24 protein-coding genes and 1 pseudogene are annotated in these 24,236 nt (G+C 58.8%); 7 read left to right on the top strand and 18 right to left on the bottom strand.

Going from position 1 to position 24,236, the window contains the following annotated elements; all coding sequences use genetic code 11:
- Positions 1 to 3: 3 nt before the first annotated feature.
- Positions 4 to 912 carry a hypothetical protein gene (locus tag BJ985_RS11735; protein ID WP_005325305.1) on the top strand — a complete coding sequence of 303 codons (909 nt, stop codon included), beginning with the start codon at positions 4 to 6 and terminating at the stop codon, positions 910 to 912.
- Positions 913 to 936: 24 nt separating this feature from the next.
- Here the strand turns inward: BJ985_RS11735 and BJ985_RS06980 are convergent, their stop codons facing one another.
- On the bottom strand, positions 937 to 1,482 hold the full coding sequence (locus BJ985_RS06980; protein WP_005325306.1) for a hypothetical protein: 546 nt from the start codon (positions 1,480 to 1,482) through the stop codon (positions 937 to 939).
- Between the two features lie 97 nt (positions 1,483 to 1,579).
- Positions 1,580 to 2,814 (bottom strand): IS3 family transposase gene (locus tag BJ985_RS06975; protein ID WP_179387020.1). Its coding sequence is split into 2 segments (ribosomal slippage): positions 1,580 to 2,526 and positions 2,526 to 2,814, totalling 1,236 coding nucleotides; the frame shifts between segments, so codons are not numbered across the junction.
- Positions 2,815 to 3,294: 480 nt separating this feature from the next.
- On the opposite strand from BJ985_RS06975, the gene BJ985_RS06970 reads away from it, so the two are divergent.
- The 3 genes from BJ985_RS06970 to BJ985_RS06960 all read left to right on the top strand — a co-directional run bounded on the left by BJ985_RS06970 (position 3,295) and on the right by BJ985_RS06960 (position 4,750).
- Complete coding sequence (locus tag BJ985_RS06970; RefSeq protein ID WP_156794342.1) at positions 3,295 to 3,798, top strand: hypothetical protein; 504 nt, start codon at positions 3,295 to 3,297, stop codon at positions 3,796 to 3,798.
- Positions 3,799 to 4,160: 362 nt separating this feature from the next.
- Positions 4,161 to 4,370 carry a hypothetical protein gene (locus BJ985_RS06965; RefSeq protein WP_005325312.1) on the top strand — a complete coding sequence of 70 codons (210 nt, stop codon included), beginning with the start codon at positions 4,161 to 4,163 and terminating at the stop codon, positions 4,368 to 4,370.
- Positions 4,370 to 4,750 carry a hypothetical protein gene (locus tag BJ985_RS06960; protein ID WP_005325318.1) on the top strand — a complete coding sequence of 127 codons (381 nt, stop codon included), beginning with the start codon at positions 4,370 to 4,372 and terminating at the stop codon, positions 4,748 to 4,750. Before BJ985_RS06965 ends, BJ985_RS06960 begins: the two co-directional genes overlap by 1 nt.
- 83 nt (positions 4,751 to 4,833) lie before the next feature.
- Here the strand turns inward: BJ985_RS06960 and BJ985_RS06955 are convergent, their stop codons facing one another.
- The 8 genes and pseudogenes from BJ985_RS06955 to BJ985_RS06920 all read right to left on the bottom strand — a co-directional run bounded on the left by BJ985_RS06955 (position 4,834) and on the right by BJ985_RS06920 (position 11,949).
- The gene (locus BJ985_RS06955) at positions 4,834 to 5,319 is read right to left on the bottom strand and encodes a 3'-5' exonuclease (protein WP_218840697.1); all 486 of its coding nucleotides are present in this window, start codon (positions 5,317 to 5,319) and stop codon (positions 4,834 to 4,836) included.
- Between the two features lie 42 nt (positions 5,320 to 5,361).
- Positions 5,362 to 6,554, bottom strand: a protein-coding gene (locus BJ985_RS06950; protein ID WP_100067808.1) for an IS3 family transposase whose coding sequence is annotated in 2 segments (ribosomal slippage) — positions 5,362 to 6,275 and positions 6,275 to 6,554 — 1,194 coding nt in all. Because the reading frame shifts where the segments join, the coding sequence is not laid out codon by codon here.
- On the bottom strand, positions 6,496 to 6,828 hold the full coding sequence (locus tag BJ985_RS06945) for an exonuclease domain-containing protein (RefSeq protein WP_179387018.1): 333 nt from the start codon (positions 6,826 to 6,828) through the stop codon (positions 6,496 to 6,498). The genes BJ985_RS06950 and BJ985_RS06945 overlap by 59 nt, the downstream gene beginning before the upstream one ends.
- A gap of 366 nt (positions 6,829 to 7,194) precedes the next feature.
- Positions 7,195 to 7,906, bottom strand: a pseudogene (locus BJ985_RS06940) (IS6 family transposase).
- A gap of 56 nt (positions 7,907 to 7,962) precedes the next feature.
- The gene (gene cls, locus BJ985_RS06935; protein WP_005325597.1) at positions 7,963 to 9,426 is read right to left on the bottom strand and encodes a cardiolipin synthase; all 1,464 of its coding nucleotides are present in this window, start codon (positions 9,424 to 9,426) and stop codon (positions 7,963 to 7,965) included.
- On the bottom strand, positions 9,427 to 10,236 hold the full coding sequence (locus BJ985_RS06930; protein ID WP_005325598.1) for an exodeoxyribonuclease III: 810 nt from the start codon (positions 10,234 to 10,236) through the stop codon (positions 9,427 to 9,429).
- Between the two features lie 100 nt (positions 10,237 to 10,336).
- Positions 10,337 to 11,326 carry an N-acetylglutamate synthase, CG3035 family gene (locus BJ985_RS06925; protein WP_179387017.1) on the bottom strand — a complete coding sequence of 330 codons (990 nt, stop codon included), beginning with the start codon at positions 11,324 to 11,326 and terminating at the stop codon, positions 10,337 to 10,339.
- Positions 11,326 to 11,949: a peptide deformylase gene (locus BJ985_RS06920; RefSeq protein WP_005325608.1), complete on the bottom strand. Its 624-nt coding sequence runs from the start codon at positions 11,947 to 11,949 to the stop codon at positions 11,326 to 11,328. Before BJ985_RS06920 ends, BJ985_RS06925 begins: the two co-directional genes overlap by 1 nt.
- Between BJ985_RS06920 and BJ985_RS06915 the strand changes: the two genes are divergently transcribed.
- The 3 genes from BJ985_RS06915 (at position 11,948) to BJ985_RS06905 (ending at position 14,367) form a co-directional block, all read left to right on the top strand.
- Positions 11,948 to 12,223 (top strand): DUF3263 domain-containing protein, encoded by a 276-nt coding sequence (locus tag BJ985_RS06915; RefSeq protein WP_179387016.1) that lies wholly within the window; start codon positions 11,948 to 11,950, stop codon positions 12,221 to 12,223. The two genes, BJ985_RS06920 and BJ985_RS06915, sit on opposite strands and share 2 nt — an antisense overlap.
- 23 nt (positions 12,224 to 12,246) lie before the next feature.
- Entirely contained in the window at positions 12,247 to 13,050 is an 804-nt protein-coding gene (locus BJ985_RS06910) for a LytR C-terminal domain-containing protein (protein ID WP_236587116.1), read from the top strand.
- A gap of 180 nt (positions 13,051 to 13,230) precedes the next feature.
- On the top strand, positions 13,231 to 14,367 hold the full coding sequence (locus BJ985_RS06905; RefSeq protein WP_179387015.1) for a glutamate--cysteine ligase: 1,137 nt from the start codon (positions 13,231 to 13,233) through the stop codon (positions 14,365 to 14,367).
- A 24-nt stretch (positions 14,368 to 14,391) separates the two neighbouring features.
- Here the strand turns inward: BJ985_RS06905 and BJ985_RS06900 are convergent, their stop codons facing one another.
- The 8 genes from BJ985_RS06900 to BJ985_RS06865 all read right to left on the bottom strand — a co-directional run bounded on the left by BJ985_RS06900 (position 14,392) and on the right by BJ985_RS06865 (position 24,078).
- Positions 14,392 to 15,867: a glycosyltransferase 87 family protein gene (locus BJ985_RS06900; protein ID WP_179387014.1), complete on the bottom strand. Its 1,476-nt coding sequence runs from the start codon at positions 15,865 to 15,867 to the stop codon at positions 14,392 to 14,394.
- A gap of 15 nt (positions 15,868 to 15,882) precedes the next feature.
- On the bottom strand, positions 15,883 to 16,263 hold the full coding sequence (locus BJ985_RS06895) for a monovalent cation/H(+) antiporter subunit G (protein WP_179387013.1): 381 nt from the start codon (positions 16,261 to 16,263) through the stop codon (positions 15,883 to 15,885).
- Positions 16,260 to 16,535, bottom strand: a complete 276-nt coding sequence (locus BJ985_RS06890; protein ID WP_005325614.1) for a monovalent cation/H+ antiporter complex subunit F — start codon at positions 16,533 to 16,535, stop codon at positions 16,260 to 16,262. The genes BJ985_RS06895 and BJ985_RS06890 overlap by 4 nt, the downstream gene beginning before the upstream one ends.
- Entirely contained in the window at positions 16,535 to 17,062 is a 528-nt protein-coding gene (locus BJ985_RS06885; RefSeq protein WP_005325615.1) for a Na+/H+ antiporter subunit E, read from the bottom strand. The genes BJ985_RS06890 and BJ985_RS06885 overlap by 1 nt, the downstream gene beginning before the upstream one ends.
- A complete protein-coding gene (locus BJ985_RS06880) occupies positions 17,055 to 18,881 on the bottom strand; it encodes a Na+/H+ antiporter subunit D (protein WP_179387012.1) in 1,827 nt (608 codons plus the stop codon). The genes BJ985_RS06885 and BJ985_RS06880 overlap by 8 nt, the downstream gene beginning before the upstream one ends.
- Positions 18,874 to 19,374, bottom strand: coding sequence for a Na(+)/H(+) antiporter subunit C (locus BJ985_RS06875; RefSeq protein WP_005325630.1), 501 nt, complete (start codon positions 19,372 to 19,374; stop codon positions 18,874 to 18,876). The genes BJ985_RS06880 and BJ985_RS06875 overlap by 8 nt, the downstream gene beginning before the upstream one ends.
- A gap of 1 nt (position 19,375) precedes the next feature.
- Positions 19,376 to 22,357, bottom strand: a complete 2,982-nt coding sequence (locus tag BJ985_RS06870; RefSeq protein ID WP_179387011.1) for a Na+/H+ antiporter subunit A — start codon at positions 22,355 to 22,357, stop codon at positions 19,376 to 19,378.
- A 353-nt stretch (positions 22,358 to 22,710) separates the two neighbouring features.
- Positions 22,711 to 24,078, bottom strand: coding sequence for a dipeptidase (locus BJ985_RS06865; RefSeq protein WP_179387010.1), 1,368 nt, complete (start codon positions 24,076 to 24,078; stop codon positions 22,711 to 22,713).
- Positions 24,079 to 24,236: the final 158 nt, after the last annotated feature.

The following is a 24,236-nucleotide window of genomic DNA, read 5'->3' as shown; positions in this document are numbered from 1 at the left end:
GAGATGAACATTCCTACAACAATCAATGCATACGCAGTTGCCCTCGCAGATCTTGGCCACCACGTGTATCTCGGTACTGAGACCGGTCAGATCACGAGAAACCTCCCCATCGATGGACTGCAGGCTTTTATCAGAGCCAATCATGAGTATGAATCGACAGAGGCAACTTTTCTCATTCCTGGTCTTGTTTCAGATGAAATGACCGCGTTGGCACTGATCAGTGCCTTGCAACAATCTTCGACAGGTTTATGCCGCTTTGTTGTCAGCGAGGGGCAAATACAGGCAAAGGCATCTCTACTAGTCGGAGAATTCCTGACAGCTGCGCGGCTGCAGGCATGGTGGCGTCGAAGCCTTGACGAGGTGGAGCAGTGGTATGCGCAAGCGCTCGCCTATTCAATTATCTCTTCCAGCAATACAACTTCTGTACCCGCACGCCTTCAACCACAAGGCGAGGTGCTGGATATCTTTAGCGATGTTGCGTCCCCCGATGCACAAAAGTGTGAAAGCGTTACTGTTGAGAGAGTTGAAATGTGTATGGCACGTCTTACCGGAGTAATGCCGGAGACTCGTATGGCAGGCAACTTTCAAGTGGTAGAAACAAGTATTGGCGGGCAATTCTTGGATATTGAAGTGGCAGAAAACGAACTGCGCTTTACCATTGGTTCATCGCTCAATAACCAGCATCCGGCTTTGAGTACGGCACTGGCTCAGGCTATTAATCAGCTCCATGTTTTTGAACCAGCGCCCACGGCATTTGTCCTCGACTCCGGAGAACATGTCGAGCTTTATACGCGGGCCGTGGTCGATACGTCCGTCGGACTTGATGACCAAGCATTGCTAAATGCAATACAAAAGTGGGGACCATACGTCTATGACTTTAACGAAAGAATCTTTGCCCAACTGCAAGGATAGACCTTGTGGGGATCCAGGGACGCCTTACCTCCAACTTTTGCGAGGATCTTCTTGCGCTACCCGTCGCACTTGAGAATCTGTCATAGCCCAGGCAGGGTAGCTAGCGTCGATGGCTTTAAGTACTGTCAGAAGATCGTTGAGTCGTCCTCGGATGTTGGTTTCCAAGAGGTTTTCTTGGTGTGATACTCGGTTGCGTAAACGTGTCAGTCTTTCGACTTTCTTCCCAATGTTTTCCCTCGATTGGTCCTTAAGGTCAACGCGGGGAAAGGCGTGGTGTAAGCACTCTTTCCACAGTATTTTTGCGTTTGGACGATGGTCTGGCAACGCTTCTCCGAGAAGATTCGACCAATTACCTAATGTGAGTTGAGCTATTACATCATCATGGCTGAGCGGAGCGTTCTTGCGCGCGTGTCCATTGCGGCGACGCTGAGATTCTTTCCGAGCCCATTTTCTAGCCTGTCCAATTGGCCCTTTGAACATGTCGTATAAAAGCTGTGCTGATTGGTGTTCAAGGGACCAGTCTCTGGAGCCTTTTTCCTTATCGTTCCAGTCTTGAAGTGCGTTGTTCATAGCGTTGCGTGTTAGAACCTCAAAGTAAGACAGCTGAGAGTGTAACGCCCCCGCCAGTCGAGTATTCCAGCGGTATGAAGTGTCCCGGGTTTTGTTCCTAGGCATTTGCCTTGATTTCCATTATTTCTTGGGCCGGGTTGGTTTCCCAAAACTCTGACTCAACCTCAGCTGGCGTGCGATAGCCGAGACTTTGGTGAAGCCGTACCTCGTTCCACCAATTAACCCATTCAAACGTCGCGATCTCCACGTCAACCACGCTGTCCCACGACCGCCGATGAATCAGCTCATTTTTGTAGGAACCGTTGACGTTTTCGGCCAAAGCATTGTCATAGGAATCTCCTACTGTCCCGGTAGAGGCAGCAATTCCATACTCAGCCAGCCGTTCGTTGTAGACAATGCTGACGTACTGTGAGCCATGATCTGAATGATGAATCAGCCCCGTTGTTTCCTTCGCGCTGACAATCGCCTGATTAAGCGCCTGCAGCGGCAGCGCCTCGGTACGCATTGAATCAGATAGTGCCCACCCGACGATCCTTCGGGAGAACACGTCGGTAACAAAAGCGGTGTACACGAATCCTTTTCTAGTGCGCACATAAGTAATATCGGCCACCCACAATCGGGCCGGTGCCGGGGCGTTGAACTTGCGATTAACTAAATCAGGACGCAGATCTGGTCCCTTCGGCTTGCGGGTAGTAATAGGAGACTTACCTTTACCTTTGCCTCTGACTCCAGCAAGACGCATCAGGCGTGCGGTCTGCTCACGGCCAATGTCGATTCCTTCACGGCGCAGAGTATGCCACATCTTACGGATGCCGTAGACGCTAAAATTTTCTTCATGGACCTCGGCGATGTGCGCGACTAGAGCAGCGTCACGAAGACTGCGGGCACTCATACCACGGGCTTTTGATTGGCGGTATCCACGGGACGTGATGAAACCGCCAACACGGTGGGTGTTTAACGTCTCGCAAATGAACTCGATGGAGAAACGATCCCGATACTCATCGATGAACCGGATCATTTCCGACGTTTTGGGTCGAGTTCCGACGCGAAAAAAGCCGAGGCAGCCTTCAGTAGCTCATTGGTGTCGCGTAGCTCTTGATTTTCACGGCGTAGCCTCGCGTTTTCCGCGGCCAAGTCTTCAGGCACAGGTTCTGGGATGCTTCCCGCACGACGGGCCTGCTGGGTCCACTGACGAGCCGTGTGCCATGAAACCCCCAACTTTGGAGCTACTGCCTTGCACGCGGCTTGCATCGACATATTTTCCGCCAAGATACGGTCCTCTACAAGACGGACCACACGGTCCTTTGCATCCTGGTCAAATTTTCTTGGCATATTCCAGATTTTCCCATCTACTCAGACGGAACAAAACCTGGGACACTTCACTCTGTGGAGCTGTGGGAGCGCCCCCTAACCAGAGCACGGGATTAGCGGCGTGTGACGGCGAGCTTGCAAGGTAGTCCCCAGCCGGTGGTGTGGGCGGCGTTGAAGGTGACGGCCTGGTCGATATAACTACGATCCAAATGCCGGAGATTTGCGTGACTACTGCACTAAGTCACCAGATTTTTATTACTACCCTGGAGGGACCTCTGCAGATTTTAGAGGTGCATGTGCTCGGCATGATATCTGCTACTTCGATGTAAAAGAATCTGGAGGAGCATCATCTGGATTTGCGAACTGCAATCGACAGCTTAGAGATAATCTTCGAACAGTATGTAGAAATGTCTACTCTAATGAATACTGGATTAGAAATGATTGCGTCGTTGTAGTAACAGTACATCCTACGCATTGGCCTGGGCATTTAGGAGGATAGCGATGAAGAAATTGTTCCTTTATTTCCTATTGGGAGGAGGACTTTTCTCTCTTACAGCCTGTGGAAATGCCGTTTATACAGACATTTCCGGACAAGTTGGATTCTCACTTAATGAATCCGGTGGCGTAATTGTAGAGGTGGAATCATGCGGAGTTGAGTTAGACGGCGTAGATTTGACTGGTCCGAACGTAAACGGCGAGAATCATAAATACGCAAGCTTTAACGCTAAAGTTCCCGTGTCTGGGTACTTCAACGTTGATATCTCAAATCCGGATTCGAACTGGCAAGCAGAGTCACCAGTTGAAGCACCAGAAAAAGCTGATGAGCTGTTGATTGCGAATGCTTCCACTTCGCATGAGGATGTTCAGCCGTATCCAGTAGATGCGAAACTATCGGAAATACGCGAGCTCAAGCCCGGAGAGATTATTACAGGTTCCTCAGAAAGCACTGTCGATGAAACTTCAAGCAAGATTGTGACGCAGGAAGAATTTTCTCGTTGTGATTGATGCGCGTGCGTCGCGATGAGCTTCTCGCCCGCGAAGGATCGACCGACTAAACGTAGCGCTGGCGAAGACGAGATGAACGCCGTCGAGGGCCCCGGATAAGCGTGCTTATCTGGGGTCCTTATCTTTGTTGCATCCGCACCGCGGCTTAATGGGCTCGCCGTTGTCACTTGCTTATCTGCTTAATTCGTCAATCGCTTGCGTGATTGTCTGTTTGGCACAAGCGTCTATTTCTGCGCCAATGTGGCCTTTTGCCCGCTAGGGCTTGGCCTTTCCGGCCCACGCCTAATTTTCTTTGGAACATGAGCAAGAAAACTGTCTACCCATGGTTGACTTGTTTAGTCTCCTGTCGGTAGACTACCGTTATGAAGCGAAACGCCGTCATCAAGAAATTGAAAGCGGAAGCCAAGCGGCGCGGTCTTGAATTTGAGGAAATCGCCCTATCGCGCCATGACGCTTATCGGGTAGGCAGCACAACCCGAACCTTAGGTAGGCACCGTGAGATTGACGATGTGACAGTCAAGAAGTTTTTCGACCAATACGCCCAAGAACTAGGGAAAGGCTGGTGGAGGTAATGACCACGACATACACAGTAACCGCAGAACGCGGAACCAGCGGAGTATGGGTGCTCGAATGCGCCGAACTGGGGGCAGTGTCCCAAACTAAGCGGCTAGCTAATGCTGCCGACGAGATGCGCGAAGCACTGGCCTTTCAGGCAGGCCTAGACCCAGACGAACTCAACATTATTGTTGATGTTGTTCTCCCACCGGGCCTTGCGGAAATGAAAGCTCGCGCCGAAAAAGAACGCGAAGAAGCGGCACGACTGGCCGCTGCGGCACAGGCAAGCACTCATGACCTCGCTGTTGCAATGAGAAACGCTGGAATGACCGTGCGAGATATGGGAACAGTCCTCGGAGTGTCTTACCAGCGCGCCCAAAAGCTCGCAGCATCCTAAACACTGAAAGCGAAAGTCGCCCAGCACGCGCATGATAGACACGCGTACTGGGCGACTTTTATCGGCCGGCGGACTGGTGCGCGTTAGCGGCGTGTGACGGTGGGCTTGCAAGGTAGTCCCCAGTTAGTGGTGTAGCCGGCGTTGAAGGTGACGGCCTGGTCGAGGATTTGGCGTCCAATCTTGGTTGCTTCTTTCCCGAAAAGTTTGTTGAGCATCTGTCCGGTGGCGGTAGCGTCGGCGATAGCCGCGTGGGACTGCGGGTTATGCAACCCAACATGGTCAAGCAAAGCAGAGAGTTTGTAGGAGCGCAGGGACACCATCTGCTTAGCCAGGGCGATGGTATCTACGAAGGGGAAGTACACGTCTTCCCCGTCTGGGGTGATGCGCTCGGCTTCAGCAAGAATCATCTTCGAATCGAAGGGGGCATTGTGTGCCATGAGCACCATCCCATCTACACGTGCGGCGAACTCGGTGTAGACCTCTGGGAAGGTGGGCGCGTGGGCGACATCAGCGTTGGTGATGCCGTGGATGTGGGAGTTTTTAATCTGCTTGCCGTCAGGATTAATCAACGTGGGGCCTGACCCCCGGAAAGTGGACACGTCGGGGGTTAGCTATGCTGCTCTAGTCAGTGTAGCTGAATTCTCGGCTTCAAAGACGTCAGGAGCTGAAAGATTGCACCAGGAGTGCCGTCGGCGTGTGTTGTAGCGCATGCACCACCGGAAGACTTCTTGGCGGCAGGAGATCGGATTGTCAAAGACTTTCCTGTCACGCAAGATTTCCCGCTTGAGCGTGGCGTTAAACGATTCTGCTAGGGCGTTATCAGCACTCGTTCCTACCGCTCCCATAGACTGGCGCACACCCAACGACGAGCAATAGTTCCTAAAGGCTTGTGAGGTGTACACGCTGCCGTGATCAGAATGGAAAATTGCCCCTTTAAGGCTTCCGCGGACTTTCCTGGCATGGGACAAAGCTTCGATAACCAGTGATACCCGCATGTGATCGGCGAGTGCATGTCCGACAAGTTTGCGCGAGTAGACGTCGATGACCGTGGCCAGGTACATGTTCTTGCCGCCCTTACACGGCAGGTACGTAATGTCGCCTACATAGACGTGGTTTGGCCTGTCAGCTGTGAATCTGCGGCCTACTAGATCTGGCATGACGCGGTGACCAGGCTTACGCCTGGTAGTGACGCATCGGCGGCGTTTGGTAAAGCCTTTAAGTCCCATGGATTTCATGATTCGTGCGACTTTCTTGTGATTTATCGGGCCAAAGCTCGTATCGGCTTTAAGGCTTGCAGCGATGCGTTTAGCACCATAAAGCCCGTATTCATCATCGAAGATGGTCTTGATTCTTGCACCAATAAGAGCATCCGAACACGTCTTTAACCTGCGTTCTTCGCGGGTTTGCACCCATTTGTAGAACGAGGAGCGATTGAGCTTTAACACCTGGCACATCCGCTTAACCGAGAATTCGGTTCGGTGGTCATAGACAAACTGGAAGCGGATCACCAGTGAGTCTCTTCGGCAAAATATTTCGCGGCCTTGCGCAGGATGTCACGTTCTTCGCGCAGCTTTGCGTTCTCTTTTTCTAACTGGCGGATCCGTTCGGAATCATTCGCTGCTTGGACCTTGTCGCGCATGCTTTTTGTGCGGGCACGTTTGCCGGTGCCGTACTTCTTGATCCAAGAATGCAGCGAGGCACGGTTGATACCGAGCTCTGCTGATGCTGAGTTCAGTGAGAGGTCCTCATTGTTTTCGTAGAGGGCCACGGCATCGCGTTTGAACTGTTCGGAGTACCTGGACATGGTGGTAGATTACCTTTCTTCCAGCCCGACTGGGCTGGATATCAGGTGTCCACCAAACAGGGGTCAGGTCCGTGTGCCACTGGTCGACAAGCCGGAAGGATTCATCAAAGCGGGCGACGGCGAGTTCAATGATGCGGTCGTATCGCTTGTTAAACCCCGTGGTCTCTGTGTCAATGACGGCAAAGACAGGCCTGCCCGCCTGCAGGTGGGCAGCGTTGTCTAGAGCGTTTTCTAGGTGGGTGAGAGTCTCGTGGAGTCGGTTGAAAAAGTTCATGCCCACCACACTACGGAGTGTCCCGGACACGTCCTCGGTGGGCGTAGAGGGGAGTGGGCGGATGCGTCAGGTTGTCGAAATTGAGGAGAGGTTTATTTTTAATTGTTTTTCTTTCCCCGTGGTGGCGGTGAGAATGCGTGTGTGCCTTAAGTAGTGGAGTCTTTGGTGGCAACCAAATCTATTGATTTGGGCGGCAGCCCAACGAGCCGCAAGGCGAGGCGGGAGCCTAAACCGTAACCCGTATTGCACGGTTTTGTTGGTTGATCACCCCTGGATATAGATCTACAGGGTGCTGTTGCAAAGTTGGGCGGAGAGCCGAGACGACCCAGTTTCTCATTTCCTGATGGCCGCTGCGTGCCGGCGTTCTCAGGCCGTCTCGAAGACCCGGTTGACGATCACCGCGTCCGGATTGGGGTGCCCATAAGCCAAACATCGTGCCCTGACCTTTCCGTAATGAATGCATCGCTTCCATCCCTTTCAACGTCCGGTAGGCGGAAATTCGGTTTTTGAACGCCCCCTTCGGTCCCAGGATTCTTTTAAGTCGGCCATGATCTCCCTCGAGAACGTTGTTCAGGTATTTCACCTGCCGGTGCTCCACCGTCTGAGGGCAGATTCCCTCCGCCTTCAGCTCGGATATTGCCTTGGCCAGAGCTGGTGCCTTGTCGGTGTTGATGACCCGCGGGGACCCGGCTGTCGTATTCGATCGCAGCGTCTTGGCCAGGAAACGCTTGGCCGCAGCCACATTCCGTTTTGGTGAGAGGTAGAAGTCTAAGGTCTGCCCACCGGCGGTAATAGCCCGGTAGAGATAGCACCACGTGCCGCCGACCCGGATATAGGTCTCATCCACCCGCCAGGACTGGGCCTGCCAGTCGGGTACCTGCCGGTACCAGCGAGTGTGCTTATCCAGCTCAGGGGCGTATTTCTGCACCCAGCGGTAGATCGTGGTGTGATCGACTGGCACACCCCGCTCGGTCATCATTTCTTCGAGGTCGCGGTAGCTCACGCCGTAGCGGCAGTACCACCGCACCGCCCACAGGATGATGTCACGGGGGAAATGCCGACCGGAGAAGATGCCCATGGCTCTGATTATTTCACGCCGGTCTTTCTACTGCCCCAACTTTGCAACAGCACCCTTTATTGCAACGCGGAGGTAAGACGCATGACATTATCCACGTAGCGGCGGATAAATCCGCGCTCATTCCATTCCTCAAGGGTCAGCTCGTGGCATACGGCCCGGTAGTTGGATACGAGCTGGTTGAACTGGTCAATGAGGTCTCCTTTGGCCACCAGCATGGTGGATTCGTAATTTAGGCCGAACGAGCGCGGGTCCATATTGGAGGAGCCGAACATGCACAGCGGATCGCGGCCGGGGTCATCCGGGTCGGTGATGATGAACTTGGAGTGCAGAACAAAGGGATAGGGGAATTGGTAGATGTGCACGCCCGCCTCCAGCAGCGCCTGGTAGTAGGAGGATTGGGCGTGGTTGACCATGAATTGGTCCGCCTTGGCAGAGACATAAAGTTCCACGTCCACGCCGCGGTAGCAGGCGGTGGTCACGGCCTCCAGTAGGGATTCATCCGGGACGAAGTAGGGCGAGCACAGTACCAGCCGGTCCTTGGCGTGGTGTACCAGGGAGTTGAACATGCGCAGGTTGGGCTCAGTGGTGTAACCCGGCCCGGAGGGGATTATCTGGAGGTGGTTGGCGTCGGCAGTCTGGGCGTCGTCATATGGCAGCTCATCCAGTGGCAGGTTCTCTTCTGCCTCGAGGTACCAATCCACGGCGAAGATTGCGGACATGGAGGTCACAATCGGGCCGGAAAGCTCCACCATGTAGTCAATCCAGTAGCGGTCCTTGGTCTTGTACTGGCGCTTAATCATATTCAGCGAGCCAATAAAGCCCACCTTGCCATCGATAATCACCAGCTTGCGGTGATTGCGCAGGTCAGGGCGGCGGAAGCGGCCCTTGTGCAGCTGGATGGGCAGCATGAGATGCCAGTCGACGCCAATCTCCGTTAGCCGCTTGCCCAGCTTGAAGTAGCCCTTGTACTTGAAGCTGCCGATCTGATCCAAGAGCAAGCGCACCTTTACACCTCGGGCGGTAGCCCTGCGCAGCGACTCAAAGAAGACGTCTGTGGTCTCATCCCAGGACTGGATGTAGATCTCGATGGATACATACTTCTCGGCGCGGTCAATAGCGGCGGCAATGGCGCGAATGGACTCGTCATAATCCGCGTGCAGGCCAAGGTTATGGCCCACCAATGCTGGGAACCCAGTCAGCTCGCGGTTAAGCCGAATAACCGACTCTACTTCCGCCGAAAGGAGGCCCTGCGGATGATCCGGGGTGCGGGCTGTGACGTTTTCAATCTTCTCATTGGCTTCTTGCTGGATGCGGTGGCGACGCCGGTTGATATACGGCGAGCCCATGAGCAAAAACAGCGGCAGGCCGATAAACGGCAGCACCAGAATTGCCAGCAGCCACGCGGTTGAACTGGAAGGTCGGCGGCCTTCGGGCACGAAGCCAACGGCAATGATCTTGATGCCGTAATCAAGGATCAGGAATACGAGCTGCCAGAAGCTGAGATCAAGAGACCAAGACATTTATCGCACGGAATTGAAATCGGGCAGATTGTAATCTGCGAGAAGCGGACAGTGATCGGAGGTTTTATCGCCGGCGCGCTCGACCATGTCTACTTGCGCGCCGGTCACGTGCTGGGCAAGCGGGGCTGAAGCCAACTGGAAGTCGATGCGCATGCCTTCGTTCTTTTGGAAGCGCATGCCCTTGTAATCGAAGTAGGTATAGCGCTGGTCCTCCGTGAACCGGCGAGTAACTTCCTCGAGGCCTGCTTCTTCCAGCATCTGGAACGCGGCGCGCTCTGGCTCGGTGACATGCGTCTTGCCACGGAAGGCCTCTATATCCCACACGTCCTCATCGCGCGGGGCAATATTGAAATCACCGCTCATAAGCAATTTGGACTGCGCATGATTTTCCGCATAGCGCGCCAAGTGATAGAGAAAGTCCAGCTTGTAGTCATAATGGCGATCCGTGATCTCGCGGCCGTTGGGCACGTAGAGTGACCAGATTTCTACGCCACGGATGCGAGCCCCTAGTGCTCGGGCCTCACGGTCTTGCGGCTTTTCTGGATCTTTGGCAAAGCCTGGCTGGCCCGGAAAGCCGATAAAGACGTCCTCGGGCTCTTCCTTGGACACAATGGCCACGCCGTTCCACTGGTTGAGCCCGTGGCAGGTGACATGGAGACCCGCATCCTCGAAGACCTCGCGTGGAAACTTATCGTCTTTCACCTTAGTTTCTTGCAGGCACAAAACGTCGATGTCGTGCTTGGAGATAAGGTTCAGTGCCCGCTGTGTGCGGGTACGGACGGAGTTAATATTCCACGTGGCGATGCGCATGCCACATAGGTTACCTGGGTAGTGAGTCAAGCTCACTACCCAGCCCACAAGGAGTCCCATAACGTTCACCGCCCAGACCGGAAGTCCGCAGCGCGGAGAGCTAGTCGCGCAGGCGGGCGTAGATGCGCCGGTGCTGCTCGATGAAGCCGAGCTTCTCCGCCAGCCGCACGCCGGCGATATTCGAGGTCGGCGCGGTGAGGTACGCGTGCTCAGCGCCGTTGTTGTGGCCCCAGTGCAGCAAATGTTGGAGCGCGAGCGCTCCGTATCCGCGGCGGCGGAAGTCCTCGGCCACTTCGATGGAAGAAAGACCCAGCCACGTGGTGCCATCGCCGGATTCGCTCAGGGTGCCGCGGGCGATGGCGACGGTCTCGCCATCGAGGACCAGGCGGCCAAAGCCGAGCGGTCCCTCGATGTGAGCGCCAAGGCTCTGCAACGCCTCGGCAGAAAGGGCATCGGTACGGGATTGATACATCGCCAGCCACTCGTCATCGGGTTGGGCGGCGATGTGGAAAGTGGGGGAGGTAGAGGGGGCGTCGGCAAGCGTGGGCAGATCCCGCAGGACCATGGCGAGGATCTCTGGCTCGGTCTCCCAAGCTGGGTCGGCGAGCAGGCGCTCGGCCGGCTTGCCAATGCGCTCCGGAACCAATAGGCGCACCGGCAGATTGTGGCGGGAGTAAAAGGCCTTAATCTCCTCCAATGGCACTGGCGTAAAACCGGCCGAAGGGCCCACCGGCACGGCAGAGTTGGAGTGGCCGGAAACCCCCTCGCTCGCGCGCAGGAGCCAAGAACTATCGCTGGTCCAGGCGTGTTCTGTGCCGGGGAAAGCCGAGGCCGCGGCAACCTCCACGGCGCGGATATCGGAATTGCGGACCATGCGCGGGGAGAGGCGCTTGATGATCTTCAGCTGCTCCGGCGGGATCTCCACCGCCTCTAGGTCGGAAGGGTAGCCGCCGACCTCTTGTGGGCGAATGACCAGCGGGTCGAGGCTCAGCACATGTCCAATGACATCGCTATGCACATCGCCGAAGTCGCGCCGGGCCACCACGCGCTCGCCCACCTGGACGGCATCGGAGCGGAAAATGCGAGACATTAGTCGTCGTGGCCGAAGGGATCGGCGTCCTCACCCGGTACCCAGGAATAGCCCGGCTCGGTCCAGCCGTGGCGCTTAATGGCCTTCTTGGCCTGGCGCTTATAGCGGCCAATGAGGGTATCGGTGTAGAGGAAGCCATCGAGGTGGCCGGTCTCGTGCTGCAGGCAGCGGGCGAAAAAGCCATAACCCTCGACGGAGATGTCATTGCCGTTTTCGTCCTTGCCGGTCACGCGCGCCCAGTCGGCGCGGCCGGTGGGAAAGCCCTCGCCCGGCACGGAGAGGCAACCCTCGTCATCGGAGCCGTCGTCGGCAGGCATGGTCTCTGGAATCTCGGAGGTCTCCAGCACGGGGTTGATAACGCAGCCCTTGCGCATGCCCGCCTCCTCGGACGGCAGCTCGGTGCCATTGGGGCCGTCCGTATCGGGGCAGTGGTAGACAAAGAGGCGCTTGCCAATTCCTACCTGGTTAGCGGCCAAGCCTACGCCATTGGCGGCGTCCATGGTTTCATACATGTCCGCGATGAGTTGCTGCATTTCCGGGGTGGAAATCTCGGATTCTTCCACCGGTTGGGTGGGTTCGTGAAGCACGGTCTCGCCGTGGATAACGATGGGGCGAATAGTCATGCCTTACAGTTTAGGCATGACCCCCTTGTCTGACCTAGACGCCGCCATTTTGGACTTCGAGGAAACCGCGCCGCGCAGCATCGGCCGCAAGGAAGAGGCCATCCGCGCGCAGCTGGACATCTCCCCGGTGCGCTACCACCAGCGCCTAAACCTGCTTCTCGACGCCCCCGCGGCCGCCCAATCCCACCCCCTCCTGGTTGCACGGCTGCGGCGCCTGCGCGAGGAGCGAGAAGACACGCGGCGCGCCGCGCGGGGAAATACCCCAGATAGTTAATTCTGAGTACTAGTGTTGCGTATGTGACTAATGTGAATCCGGAAAATTCGACCGACAAGGTATCCGACGAAACCCGCGCCGGCTCTGCTGCCGGCGCCTCCGCTTCCAGTGCTGCTAAGCAGCGCCCCGCTGGCGGAGGCGCGCACGCTAAAAAGGGCGGCCTCCCGCTGCGCGGCCTGGCGATGGTCCTCATCGCCGTGGCCGTCATGCTCGGCCTCTGGGCTTTGTACTCCATGACCTCGGGCGACGATGACTCCACCGTTGCCTCCGAGAGCACGCAGGAAAACTCCACCGGTTCCACCATCGGTGCCGCGCCCGAAGGCTCCGCTGGCCCCGACGCCGCAGGTTCCCGTGCCCCTGGCGCTTCCGAAGGTGCTAGCGCCCCAGCCCCCGCACCGGCGCCAGGTGAGGGCGAAGGCGACGGCGCAGGCGACCGAGCTGCCTCCGGCGCTGCCGATGAGCGAGCCGCGGCCGAGGGAGATGCCGCCGCAGGCGAGGAAAACGCCCACTCCGCCGCGCGCGACCGCAACGATATTAAGGTCAGCGTCCTCAATAACTCCGGCGAGGTAGACAAGGCCAAGAAGGAAGCCGATTCCCTCAAGGGCGGCGGCTTCAAGGTTGGCTACGTGGGCAACCTGCCGGGCGATGTCCTCACCGTTCCAAAGACCACCGTCTTCTTCCCCGAGGGTGACGCCTCCGCTGAGGCTCTGGCCAAGGAGGTCGCCGCTCGCTACCAGGCCGATATCGCCCCGATGAACCGCGACCTGCCTAAGGAAGCAACCGATGACGGTGCCGTCGTCGTCGCCCTGGCGGTACCGCAGGCCTAAGCAAGCCGCGCACCTAACTTAAAGTCCAAGGCCATCCGGCCGAAGAGCAAGCACCATAGTTCTTCGGCCGAAGGCCTTGGACTTTTGTGATTTGAACTTTTCCGCGCCCGCAGGACCGCCGGTGCGAACAGGTTAAATAAAATTCACGTCTTAATACCTGTCACCCGTTAAGCTGAATGGGTGAAGATCCCGGCAGAACAATTCGCCCGCTCTCCCGAACCTACGCTCGGCGTGGAATGGGAGGTGGCGCTCGTGGACCGCGACACGCGCGACCTTGTCCCGCGCGGCGGAGAACTCATTGACCTCGCCACTGCAGCCCACCCCGAGATCCATCTGGAAAAGGAATTCCTCCAGAACACGGTAGAGCTGGTCACCGGCATCTGCCATACCGTGCCGGAAGCCATCGCTGACCTGAACACTTCCCTGAAAGCGGTGGAAGAAGCCGCCGATAAGCTGGGCGTAGACGTCTGGGCCTCTGGCGGCCACCCGTTTACGGACTTCCGCGAGAACCCGCTTTCGGATAAGCCCAGCTATCAAGAAATCATCGCGCGCACCCAGTACTGGGGCAAGCAGATGCTGCTTTGGGGCACGCACGTGCACGTGGGCGTTAGCCACGAGGACCGCGTATGGCCCATCATCAATGCGCTGATGACCAAATACCCCCACCTGCTGGCCATTTCTGCGTGCTCGCCCGGGTGGGAAGGCCTCGATACCGGCTATGCCTCCAACCGCACCATGCTGTACCAACAGCTGCCCACCGCAGGCATGCCGTATCAATTCCGCGATTGGGCCGAGTGGCAGTCCTATATGCGCGACCAAGCCATTTCCGGCGTTATTAACCACACCGGTTCCATGCACTTTGATATTCGGCCGGCGTCCAAGTGGGGCACGGTGGAGGTGCGCGTCTCCGATGCGACGTCCAACCTGCGCGAGCTCTCTGCCATCGTGGCGCTCACTCACTGCTTGGTGGTCTACTACGACCGGCTTATCGACGCCGCGGAACCCCTCCCCATCCTGCAGCCCTGGCACGTAGCAGAAAATAAATGGCGCGGTGCCCGCTACGGCATGGATGCGCTGGTGATAACCTCCCACGAGACCGATGAGGCCTGGGTCAAGGACGAGCTAGCGGAAATGGTGGACGAGCTTAGCCCCATCGCGCGCGAGCTGGGATGCGTCAACGAGCTCAAACTGATCCACGAAATTATCGATGGCGGTGCCGGCTATGAGCGGCAGCGCCGCCTCTTCAAAGAGACCGGCAGCTGGCGCGAGGTGGTCGAGGAGACCTGCCGCGAGTTGCGCACCTTCCGCCCGCTCTAAAGCGGCGGGCAGGCGAGTCCGGGGCTAGTCCTCTGCGCGCGAGTGGCGCCCGTAGGCCGGCGTATCCGGGATATCGGTGATGTCCTGCGCCGCCGGGAACGCGCGCGTTTCCGGCCCCACCGCGGGCATTTCTGCCGTTTCATCGCTGACGGGTTGCGCTGCCCGTGAATGACCTTGACCCCCACGGCTCGTAGCTGCGGTATTAAACGAGCGTGCTGGGCGTACAGCGGTTTCCGCGGTAGCGGGCTCGGGCTGCGCAGGCAGGTGGTGGCGGCCCGGGGCGGGCGCTTCCTCCTCCGGCTGGGTGCCAGGGATAAAACCCCACACCGCGTAAAAGGCGATAAAGAGGACACCGGCACCGGTGAAGGCCAACATTCCCCACGGCTGCAGATCCCAGTGGTTGAGCGAGCGGCTCGCCGCAGATAGCCACACGGGTGCGGAGATGAACGGCAGGGTCACCGCACACATAGCGAGCACCGACACGAGGCCAGCGACCTGCGCGCCGAGGAAACCGTGCAGGCGCTTGCCCAGCCCCTGGTTGACGGCAACTAGCACGACGACGGCCAGCGGCACCGTCCACACCCAGTGGTGGTACCAGGAGAACGGGGAGACCAAGCAGGAGCTGATGCCGGCAAGCGCAAGTGCAGCGGAATTATTGCGGTGCTTCATCGCGGTGCGCAGCGCCAGGCAGGTCAAGATGAAGACCACGACCACGGCGGTAAGCCAAATCCGGCCGCCATCAATGCCCCAGGCGCGGACCATCACCGAGCGAATCGACTGCGCACCGGGGTTGGTGTGCTCGCCCACGCGCGAGGACTTAAAGATAGCGTCGGTCCAGAAATCGGCGGCATCCGGAATGGTCACGAAACCGATGGCAACGGTCACCGCAAAGGTAAGGATGGCGATGATCGCTTGCCACCAGCGCTTCTGGAAGAGCAAAACCAGACCCATATAGGCCGGGGTGAGCTTCATACCCGCGGCCAAACCGATTCCGATGCCCGGCAAAGCGCGCTTGCGCGGGAGGATGTCCAAGGCCACCAGCAGCATCAAAAAGATGTTGATCTGGCCAAAGAATAGGGTGCCGTGCACCGGCTCATTCGCCGGGGTGCAGCACAGCAGCAAGATGCCCAGCAGCCATATTGCCGGGGAGAGCTTGAGCCCGCGCTCGCGCAGGACCAGCATAATAACCGTGAACAAGGCGAGGGCGGTGCCGCCCTGCCAGAGGAGGATTAAGGGGGCGTCGTCAAGCGTGGAAAGCCACGTGAAAAGGGTGCCGGAAAAGGGCGGATAGGTAAAAGGCAGGTCGCCAATGTAGGCATTATCGTAGAGATCCGCGCCTTGGGCCACCTCGCCGCCGGCGAGCCAATAAATCTTCAGATCCAAGGGAACGCGCCACACAAAGGCGCTATTGCCGTCGAAGATGCTGAAGCGGTAGACGATGACGCCGATAAGAGCGGCGAGCAAAGTCACCATAGTGGGAAGCCCATAAAGCTTTTTCACGGTGAAAAGCGTCTCCTACTTGCGACGCAGCGACTTCGCGGCGGGTCGGTCGTTGCGGGACATGGATTCCTCGGTGCCGTACAGGCCCTCACGGCGTGCAATACGCGAGGTGCGCTGCGCGGTTACCGGGCTAGTGAACATGGCAAACAGTACCAGCAAAACGAGTATTCCTAAATCCCCGCGCTCGGCAACGCTGAAGGATTCCGCGCCCGTGATGCGGATGATGGCACCAAGGATCGTCAGGATAAGGCCGGTGGTTTGCGGCTTGCTTACCGCGTGCACACGAGACATGGTGTCCTTGAAGCGGGCGATGCCGATAGCCGCGGCCAAGGTGAGGACGCTGCCGCCAATAATGAGGATGAGCGAGAGTACATCTGCAATAAAGGACCAGCTCATTGGCTATCCCTCTTCCTAAACCTAGTGACGGACACGGTGGAGATGAATCCCAGCAGCGCAATGACCAGCATGGCTGAGACCACGGTCGTGTTAAGCGACCAGCACATATAGGTAGCCAGCGCGCACTGGAACATCGCGGTAAAGCCATCCATACCCACCAAGCGGTCCAGCGAATTGGGGCCGGTGACAATGCGCCAGACGGTGATGAGGAAGGAGACCACCAGCAGCGCGGCGGCCACCAGCAAAATCGCATTATAGATTTGCGGATCCATTAGGGGTGGCTCCTTTCAAAGATGTCGATGAATGAGGCCTCAAGGTGGGCCACGGCACCGATTTCGCGCTGAATCTGGGCCTCATCGCGGGCGTCCAGGATATGGACGGTAATCATGCGGTTGGCAATGTCGATATCGGTCACCGTGCCGCCTGGCTGCAGGTTATACAGCGTCACGGCCAGGGAGAGTACGAACTCATTATCCAAGCGCATGGGCAGCTCCAAGATGGCGGTTTTGGGCACCGGCTGCGGGCGCACGGCCAGCCAGCCCACCTTGAGCGAGGCGTAGAACAACTCCCAGAACCAGCGGAGCATGAACACAATGAGCTTGCCCCAAGAGACGTCGATGCCGGTGATAGGCATGGCCGGCAGCGGCAGGGCAAAGACAATGACGAAGCCAATGATAAGCCCGGCTACCAGGTTGCCCACGGTAACCTCGCCCATGAGCATGCACCACATGACTACCAGCCAGACGATGAACCACGGGCGGAAGCGGTGGCGCAGGCCGGAAAAGCGCGTGTTAGTCATCGCTAATATCCTTCCTCTTGGCGGCGTCCGGGGACTTTACATCCGTGGAATGCGAATCGCGGCCGCCGGCTTCTGGGTCGGTGCGGGCATCTAAGCCCGGTGAGGCCGGAGGCTCCGCCTCGGGGGAGGGGTTGCGGCGATTTTCATAGGAGTCCGCGCCGCCGGTGTAGCGCTCCTTCTGGTTGAGGTGGCGGGTGGGATCATCCGCGCGGTCGCCCAGCACCGCGTACTGGTAGATGGACGTATCTTGTGCGGATTCGGCAGCGCGGGTAGTCACGCCGGACATTGGGCCGGCCAGGAAGGTAATGGACGTAGACGCGGCCACCAGCAGGGTAGTAGACGCAATCATGCCAAAGGGCACGCGGCCCACATCCTGGCGGGAGGAAAATTCCACCTCATCGGTGATATCGGAAAGCGGGGCGGGGCGCGCGAGCGCCATGTTGCCTTCCGGGGCATCGGCGCGGTCGCGCTGGAAGCCCTTGGCCCACACCAGCATCATGACGTAGAGGGTCAGCAGCGAGGTAACCACCGCACCGACGATGAGCACCCATGCCATCCAGGAACCTTCATTAGCACCGGCCTGCAGCAAGATGACCTTGCCCAAGAATCCGGAGAACGGTGGGATGCCACCCAGGTTAATGGCCGGGATGAAATACAAGATTCCGATCAACGGGGCCGAGTACATTAGCGAACCCAAGCGGCGTAGCGACGAGGTGCCAGCCTGGCGCTCAACGAGTCCGACCACCAGGAATAGCGCGGTTTGGACCAGAATGTGGTGCACGGCGTAGAAGATGGCGCCGGACAGGCCCTGGGCGGTGCCGAGGGAAACACCGAAGATCATGTAGCCAATGTGGCTAACCAGGGTAAAGGATAAAAGGCGTTTAATATCGGACTGCGCAATCGCGCCTAAGATGCCCACCAACATCGTGGCGAGGGCGACCCACATGAGCACGGTATCGAGCCCACCGGCGGTGAAGACGGAGGTGCGGGCGCGGATAATGGCGTAGACACCGACCTTGGTCAGCAGGCCGGCGAAGACGGCCGTGACTAGCGACGGCGCTGTGGGATACGAGTCCGGCAGCCAGGCGTCCAGCGGAACCACGGCCGCCTTAATACCGAAGGCGACGAGCAGCGTGGCAAAGATGGCGATGCGAGTTCCCTCCGGGATGTCCTGCATGCGCTGGCCAATCTGGGCCATGTTCATCGTGCCCACGGAGGAATACACAAAGCCCAACGCGAGCAAGAAAATCATGGACGAGGCCATCGACACCATCACGTAGCCCACACCGGCGCGCACGCGACCGGCCGAGGCACCCAGGGTCAACAGCACATACGACGCCACGAGGAAGACCTCGAAGCCCACGTAGAGGTTGAAGAGGTCGCCGGCCAAGAAGGAGATATTAACGCCCATGGACAGCAGCATGTAGGTGGGCAGGAAGACAGCCACCGGCTCGTCCTTGGTGCCATCGTGCACGCCCTGGGAAATGGCGTACCAAATGACAGAAAACAGCACCACGGAGGATGTAAAGAGCATCACCGCAGAGAGGCGATCCGCCACAAGCGTGATGCCCACTGGGGCGTCCCAGCCACCTACCTGCAGCGTTTGGATGCCCTCAAAATCTGCAATGAGGATGAGGGTGGCATTAACCACTGCGGTAATGAGCAGCGAGAAGAACACGATCTGGCGCTGCGCATTGGGGATGCGGCAAAAAATCAAGGCGAGGGCCGCGGCCACCGCCGGGATGATAATGGGCAGCGGAATGAGGTAGCCGATGTAGGGAAAGAGGACATCGACAAGCGGCTGTACGGTCTCACTCATCGTGGGCCCCCTTTACTGGTTGCTCGAAGGATTCGGGTCCGAAGTTATCGCCTTGCTTGGTGGCGCGGCCCGTGGTCGGATCATTGGACTCATCGTGGTCCGGGTTGGCGGTCGCATTGCCAGGGCGCGCAGCCTTAGCCGCAATCGCGGTATCCTCCGCGTCATCTTCAATGACATCGTCCGTGCGGTAGCGGTACTGGCGGTAGGCCAACGTAAGGATGAAGGCCGTAAGTGCCATGGAGATAACGATGGCGGTAAGAATCATCGCCTGCGCCAGTGGATCCGCAATCTCGGCGCCGTAAGGCTCCGACTCGCGGCCGTCGATAGGCGGGGAACCGGCCGAGCCGCCGGACTGCAGCAGGAAGAGGTTGGCTCCATTGCCCAGTAGCAACAAGCCCAACATCATCTTGGTCATGGTGCGGTCTAGCAGCAGGTAGACGCCTGCCGCAACGAGTACGCCGGCGGCCAAGAGAAGGAAGAGGTTGGCTTCCATTTTATTTCTCCTTTCCTGTTGTCGCGGCTGTGCTTGCTGTGGCGGCTTGTTTCTTTTCCTTGCGTTGCGCCCGTTGCGCCTTTTGCTTGGCGGTGCGTTGGCGTTGCTGCCGGGCCAGCGAGCGGGCGCGATCGCGGGCGCGCTGCTTACGCATTTCCTCTTCCTCATCCAACTTGGCACCCAAGGAATTCAGGATGTAGAGCGTAAGGCCCACGACGATGAGGTAGACGCCCGCATCGAAGACCAACGCCGAAGGCAGCGAAACCTTGCCGATGAGCGGAATCTCCGGCGAGGTGTACCCGCTGGTAAGCGGTGGGTGGCCAAAGAACATGGGGGTCACTGCGGCCAGTGCGGACAAGAAGAGGCCGGTGCCCATGGTGCGGCCGGCGTCGATAGGCAGGGTCTCTTCCAACTCTGCGCGCCCGCCGGCCAGGTAGCGCAGGATGAGCGCCAGCGCGGCGACGAGGCCGCCGGCAAAGCCGCCACCCGGGGCGTTGTGGCCGGCGAAGAAGAAGTAGAAGGACAGCGCCACCATGGACGGGAAGAGCACGCGGGTGGAGACGTCAATCATCAGCGAGCGGTTGAGTGCCTGCTCCGATTCCACCCCGGCGGCCAGCCAGCGCCGCCCAGTAACTTGCAGGGTGGGGCGGCGGCTCGCGCGGGCGAAGGACTGGGTGCGATAAATCAGAGAGGCCACGCCCAACGCAGCGATGATGATGACCGTGATCTCGCCAAAGGTATCCCATGCGCGCAGGTCCACCAGCAAAACATTGACGGTATTGGCGCCGTGGCCAATCTCCTTGGCCAGATCCGGCATGAACTCAGAGATGGGCTTGGACTGGCGCGCGTTGATGGCAAACATCGCCACCACGGTTACCGTCAGGCCCGTGCCCACCGAAAGCCACGCGCGTAGGCGCCCCATTTTGGGATCCTGCTTCCACTCGGTGGAGGCCGGCATGCGGCGCAGCACCAGCATGAAAAGTACCATCACGATGGTCTCCGTCAGCAGCTGGGTAAGCGCCAGATCCGGAGCGCCATGCAGCGCAAATATGAAGGAAAGCGTATAGCCGGTTACGCCAACGATAATGACGGCGGACAAGCGATTATCGGTTACCGTAGCGGCCACAGCGGCCACCATGATGATGAAGGCGGCCACGATCTGCCAGGGATTTTCCGCCACAATCATCCGAATATCGGTGAGGTCTCCCTTGATGAGCATGGCTACCGGCAGCAACATCAAGGTGGCAAAGATGACCGTGAGGTTCAGCTGCAGGGAGCCGCGCTGCGTGGTTGCCGTCGTGCGCAGCGAGAGCTGGCGCAGAAGAGCGATGACCGAATCATAGGCATCATCCGCATTGCCCAGTGCAGGGTAGGGGAATTGCCACTTGACTAGGACTTGGCGCTGCCAGTGCATGACAATACCGCCCACAATAATGAGCATGGAAAGGCCCAGCGCCACGCTAAAGCCATGCCACAGCGCCAACTCACTATGCTCCTTCGGGCCGAAGGTGGAGTTGAGGTGCTGGTCAAAGGCCGCCGAGAGCGGCTTGGGGAATACACCCAGCACCACGGTTAGGGCGGTGAGTAGGGCAGGGGAGAGCCACAGCCCCATGGTGACGGGATGCATCTTGGCGACGGCCTCTGCTGGCTCCGTGCCATTAACCTCCTGCTTGGTAGCGAAGGCGCCCCACAAAAAGCGCAGGGTATAGGCCATGGTGAGGATAGAGCCGAGGACATAGGCCACCAGCATCATATTGCGCGGCATACCGGCCAGTAGCTCCTCATGCATGGTGGCTTCCAGCACAGCCTCCTTGGCCACGAAGCCAAAGAGCGGTGGGACGCCAGCCATGGACAGGCCAGAGATGATAGCGATGCCAAAGAGGAAAGGCTCCTTGCGCCCCAAGCCGGATAGCTTGGTGATATCCCTCGTGCCCGAGCAGTGGTCGATGGCGCCGACGACCATAAAGAGCGCCGCCTTAAAGAGCGAGTGCGCAAAGGTCAGCGCGAGAGCGGCCTGCATAGCCTCGCGGGAACCTACAGCTGCGATGGAAGTAATAAAGCCCAACTGGGAGACGGTGCCATAGGCCAGCACCAGCTTCAGGTCGCGCTGCTTGAGCGCCATCCAGCCACCCAGCAGCATGGTAAATACGCCAAGGGAGATAACCACCACGTGCCAGGTGGCAACCTCATACATCGATGGCGCGAGGCGTGCGACTAGGTAGATGCCCGCCTTTACCATCGCGGCGGAGTGGAGATAAGCGGAGACCGGAGTCGGCGCCGCCATCGCACCCGGCAACCAGAAGTGTGCCGGCGCGATTGCGGACTTCGTTAGCGCGCCCGCCAAGATGAGCACGATGGCGACCGTGACAAATGGCGTCTGGGCAAAGTGCTGATAGGCGGCGATATCGCTAAAGGTCCACGCTCCGGTCTGGCGTCCGAGCAGGATGATGCCCATGAGCATGGACAGCCCGCCCAGTGCGGTGACCATGAGTGCCTGCTGCGCGGCGCGGCGGGAAGAGGCACGCTCCGCGTAGTAGCTGACCAAAAGGTAGGACAGTATGGAGGTAATCTCCCAGAACACGTACATTAGCAGGAAATTATCCGCGGCCACCAGGCCAAACATGGCGGTGGCAAAGCCCACCATTTGTGCGGCGAACATGGCTAGGCGGCGCCGCGTGCCATCAAAATAGCCCCAGCAATACACCAGCACCAGCGCGCCCATGCCCAAGATAATGAGGCTAAATAGCGCGCCCAATCCGTCCAAGCGGAGACTAAAACTCAGGTTGGCGGACGGCATCCACTCCACGGTGCGTTCGACCGCGCCGCCGTCTGTGAAGGTACCGCGCAGGAAATGCACGAGAGTCCATACGAAGCCTGCGCTGGGAACCAGTGCCAAAATTCCAAAAGCCGGGCGACCCATTCGCATGATGAGCAGCGGCGCGACCACGGAGGCGGCGATAAGAGCACCCAGAAGTACTAGCACGTTGGTTACTACGCTCCTTATGGTTGTGTCACGTTCTTATACCCCGCTGCCGCGAATACCACGAGCACACACACGAGAACACAGCTGACGAGAAGCGAGAACATTCACGAGCCGCGCGCCGCTGAGTACGACGCGGCGGCACAGTGCAAGCAACATGGCCGAGCGCGGGGCCAACTTTTACCACTTTATCAGTTTTTCCACGGCTTTGAAAGGAATAATTTTATGCACTGTATTATATGCCGCTATTTCGGGCCGATTTAGGACAGAAATAAACCCCGCATCCCATCGGTTCGGGACGCGGGGAGTTGGCGGCAAGCCGCTAAACCGAAGCGGCGGCCGGGAGGGGTGAGCCCTTAGGCGTAGCGCTGCAAGAAGAGCGCTTCTGCGGCAGCGATGTTTTCGATCTCGGTGGGATCGACGGACTCATTGGCCGAATGGATGGTGCACTTTGGCTCCTCCACCCCGTAGAGAGCGATCTCCGCGTTCGGGTGAGCCTCTTGCAGCTCGGTGGTCAGCGGGATAGAGCCGCCCATGCCCTGTGCGGCGGTATCCGTGCCGTAGGCCTCGGTGAGGCACTCGCCCAGTAGCGCGGCGGCGGGCTTTTCCGGATCGGTGGAGAAGCCGGCATTGGCCTCGAGCACCTCGGCCTTCACGTGGGCGCCCCATGGGGTGTGGGCACGGAGGTGATCACAGACGGCGTCGGCAATCGCGGCGGCATCGGCGCCGGCTGGAACGCGCAGGTTGAGCTGCGCGGAAGCGGTGGCGGGCACGGCGTTGACGGCCTCTGCCACCGGGGTGGAGGTAAAGCCGGTCACGGTAATGGCCGGGCGGGACCAGACCATGTTGGCCACCGGGGTGGCACCGGCCGGGTCGTCTTCGCCCATGATCTTGGTACCCTCCAACAGCTGCGCATCGGCGCGGAAGGCGTCTGCCGGGTACTCCTGGCCGGACCACTCGGCGGTGGTATCTACGCCGTCGATAACGGTGCGGCCGTACTCATCGGACAGGGAGTCGATGGCGCGCATCAGCGCCTTGGCCGCATCCGGGGCCGCGCCGCCAAACTGGCCGGAGTGCACGGCGGAGGCCAAGGTATCGACCTGGACGCCAATCTGCGCGCCGCCGCGCAGGGACGTGGTCAAGGTCGGCTGGCCCACAGCGGCGTTGCCCGCATCGGCGATAAGGATGGCGTCGGCAGCAAAAAGCTCCGGGCGGTCCTTGATGAGCTGGGACAGGCCCTCGCCGCCGCGCTCCTCGGAGCCCTCGATGAGGTACTTCAGGTTCACCTTGGTGCCGCCGTTATTGTCCACCGCGCGCAGGGCGGCCAAGTGCATGGCCACATTGCCCTTGCAGTCGGCGGCGCCGCGGCCGTACCAGCGGGTGGTGCCATCGGCGGCCTCACGCTCGGTCAGGGTGAACGGATCGGATTCCCAAGCTTCGCGGTTGCCGGCCGGCACCACGTCATAGTGGGAGTACAGCAGCACCGTCTTGGCGCCCTCATCGCCCTTGCGCTCACCCAAGATGGCCGTGGAACCATCGGCCGTGGTGATGGCTTCCACGCTCACTCCGGCCTCTTCCAGTGCGGACTTAACCCACTGGCTTGCGCCCTTGGTCTGGTCCTCCAAACCTTCCTCGTCGTGGACGGAATTAAAGGCCACGAGCTCGCTGAGCTGGCGGAAAATGGTCTCGCGATCGTTGCGAATGCTTTCATTAAGTGCAGTCATGTTCTCTACGGTACCCGCCCGCCCCAAGCTATAGAGCAACCGGAATAGGAAAACGCTGGGGTGGTGAACTAAAATTTATTCATTCCACCCTGTGCGGATTCTGACCGTTCGGACCCAAACCGAGAAAGCAACCGGCACCAAGCAGACAGAAACGGACG

Source organism: Corynebacterium tuberculostearicum (assembly GCF_013408445.1).
Taxonomy (GTDB): Bacteria; Actinomycetota; Actinomycetes; order Mycobacteriales; family Mycobacteriaceae; genus Corynebacterium; species Corynebacterium tuberculostearicum.
This window is presented reverse-complemented; position numbering and strand designations above follow the sequence as displayed.

Bases quoted from the DNA above. Each gene is read 5' to 3' on its own strand.
- BJ985_RS11735 (WP_005325305.1), top strand. From the start codon at position 4: ATGAACATTCCTACAACAATCAATGCATACGCAGTTGCCCTCGCAGAT.
- BJ985_RS06980 (WP_005325306.1), bottom strand. From the start codon at position 1,482: ATGAACAACGCACTTCAAGACTGGAACGATAAGGAAAAAGGCTCCAGA.
- BJ985_RS06970 (WP_156794342.1), top strand. From the start codon at position 3,295: ATGAAGAAATTGTTCCTTTATTTCCTATTGGGAGGAGGACTTTTCTCT.
- BJ985_RS06965 (WP_005325312.1), top strand. From the start codon at position 4,161: ATGAAGCGAAACGCCGTCATCAAGAAATTGAAAGCGGAAGCCAAGCGG.
- BJ985_RS06960 (WP_005325318.1), top strand. From the start codon at position 4,370: ATGACCACGACATACACAGTAACCGCAGAACGCGGAACCAGCGGAGTA.
- BJ985_RS06945 (WP_179387018.1), bottom strand. From the start codon at position 6,828: ATGAACTTTTTCAACCGACTCCACGAGACTCTCACCCACCTAGAAAAC.
- cls (WP_005325597.1), bottom strand. From the start codon at position 9,426: ATGTCTTGGTCTCTTGATCTCAGCTTCTGGCAGCTCGTATTCCTGATC.
- BJ985_RS06930 (WP_005325598.1), bottom strand. From the start codon at position 10,236: ATGCGCATCGCCACGTGGAATATTAACTCCGTCCGTACCCGCACACAG.
- BJ985_RS06925 (WP_179387017.1), bottom strand. From the start codon at position 11,326: ATGTCTCGCATTTTCCGCTCCGATGCCGTCCAGGTGGGCGAGCGCGTG.
- BJ985_RS06915 (WP_179387016.1), top strand. From the start codon at position 11,948: ATGCCTTACAGTTTAGGCATGACCCCCTTGTCTGACCTAGACGCCGCC.
- BJ985_RS06920 (WP_005325608.1), bottom strand. From the start codon at position 11,949: ATGACTATTCGCCCCATCGTTATCCACGGCGAGACCGTGCTTCACGAA.
- BJ985_RS06895 (WP_179387013.1), bottom strand. From the start codon at position 16,263: ATGAGCTGGTCCTTTATTGCAGATGTACTCTCGCTCATCCTCATTATT.
- BJ985_RS06890 (WP_005325614.1), bottom strand. From the start codon at position 16,535: ATGGATCCGCAAATCTATAATGCGATTTTGCTGGTGGCCGCCGCGCTG.
- BJ985_RS06885 (WP_005325615.1), bottom strand. From the start codon at position 17,062: ATGACTAACACGCGCTTTTCCGGCCTGCGCCACCGCTTCCGCCCGTGG.
- BJ985_RS06880 (WP_179387012.1), bottom strand. From the start codon at position 18,881: ATGAGTGAGACCGTACAGCCGCTTGTCGATGTCCTCTTTCCCTACATC.
- BJ985_RS06875 (WP_005325630.1), bottom strand. From the start codon at position 19,374: ATGGAAGCCAACCTCTTCCTTCTCTTGGCCGCCGGCGTACTCGTTGCG.
- BJ985_RS06865 (WP_179387010.1), bottom strand. From the start codon at position 24,078: ATGACTGCACTTAATGAAAGCATTCGCAACGATCGCGAGACCATTTTC.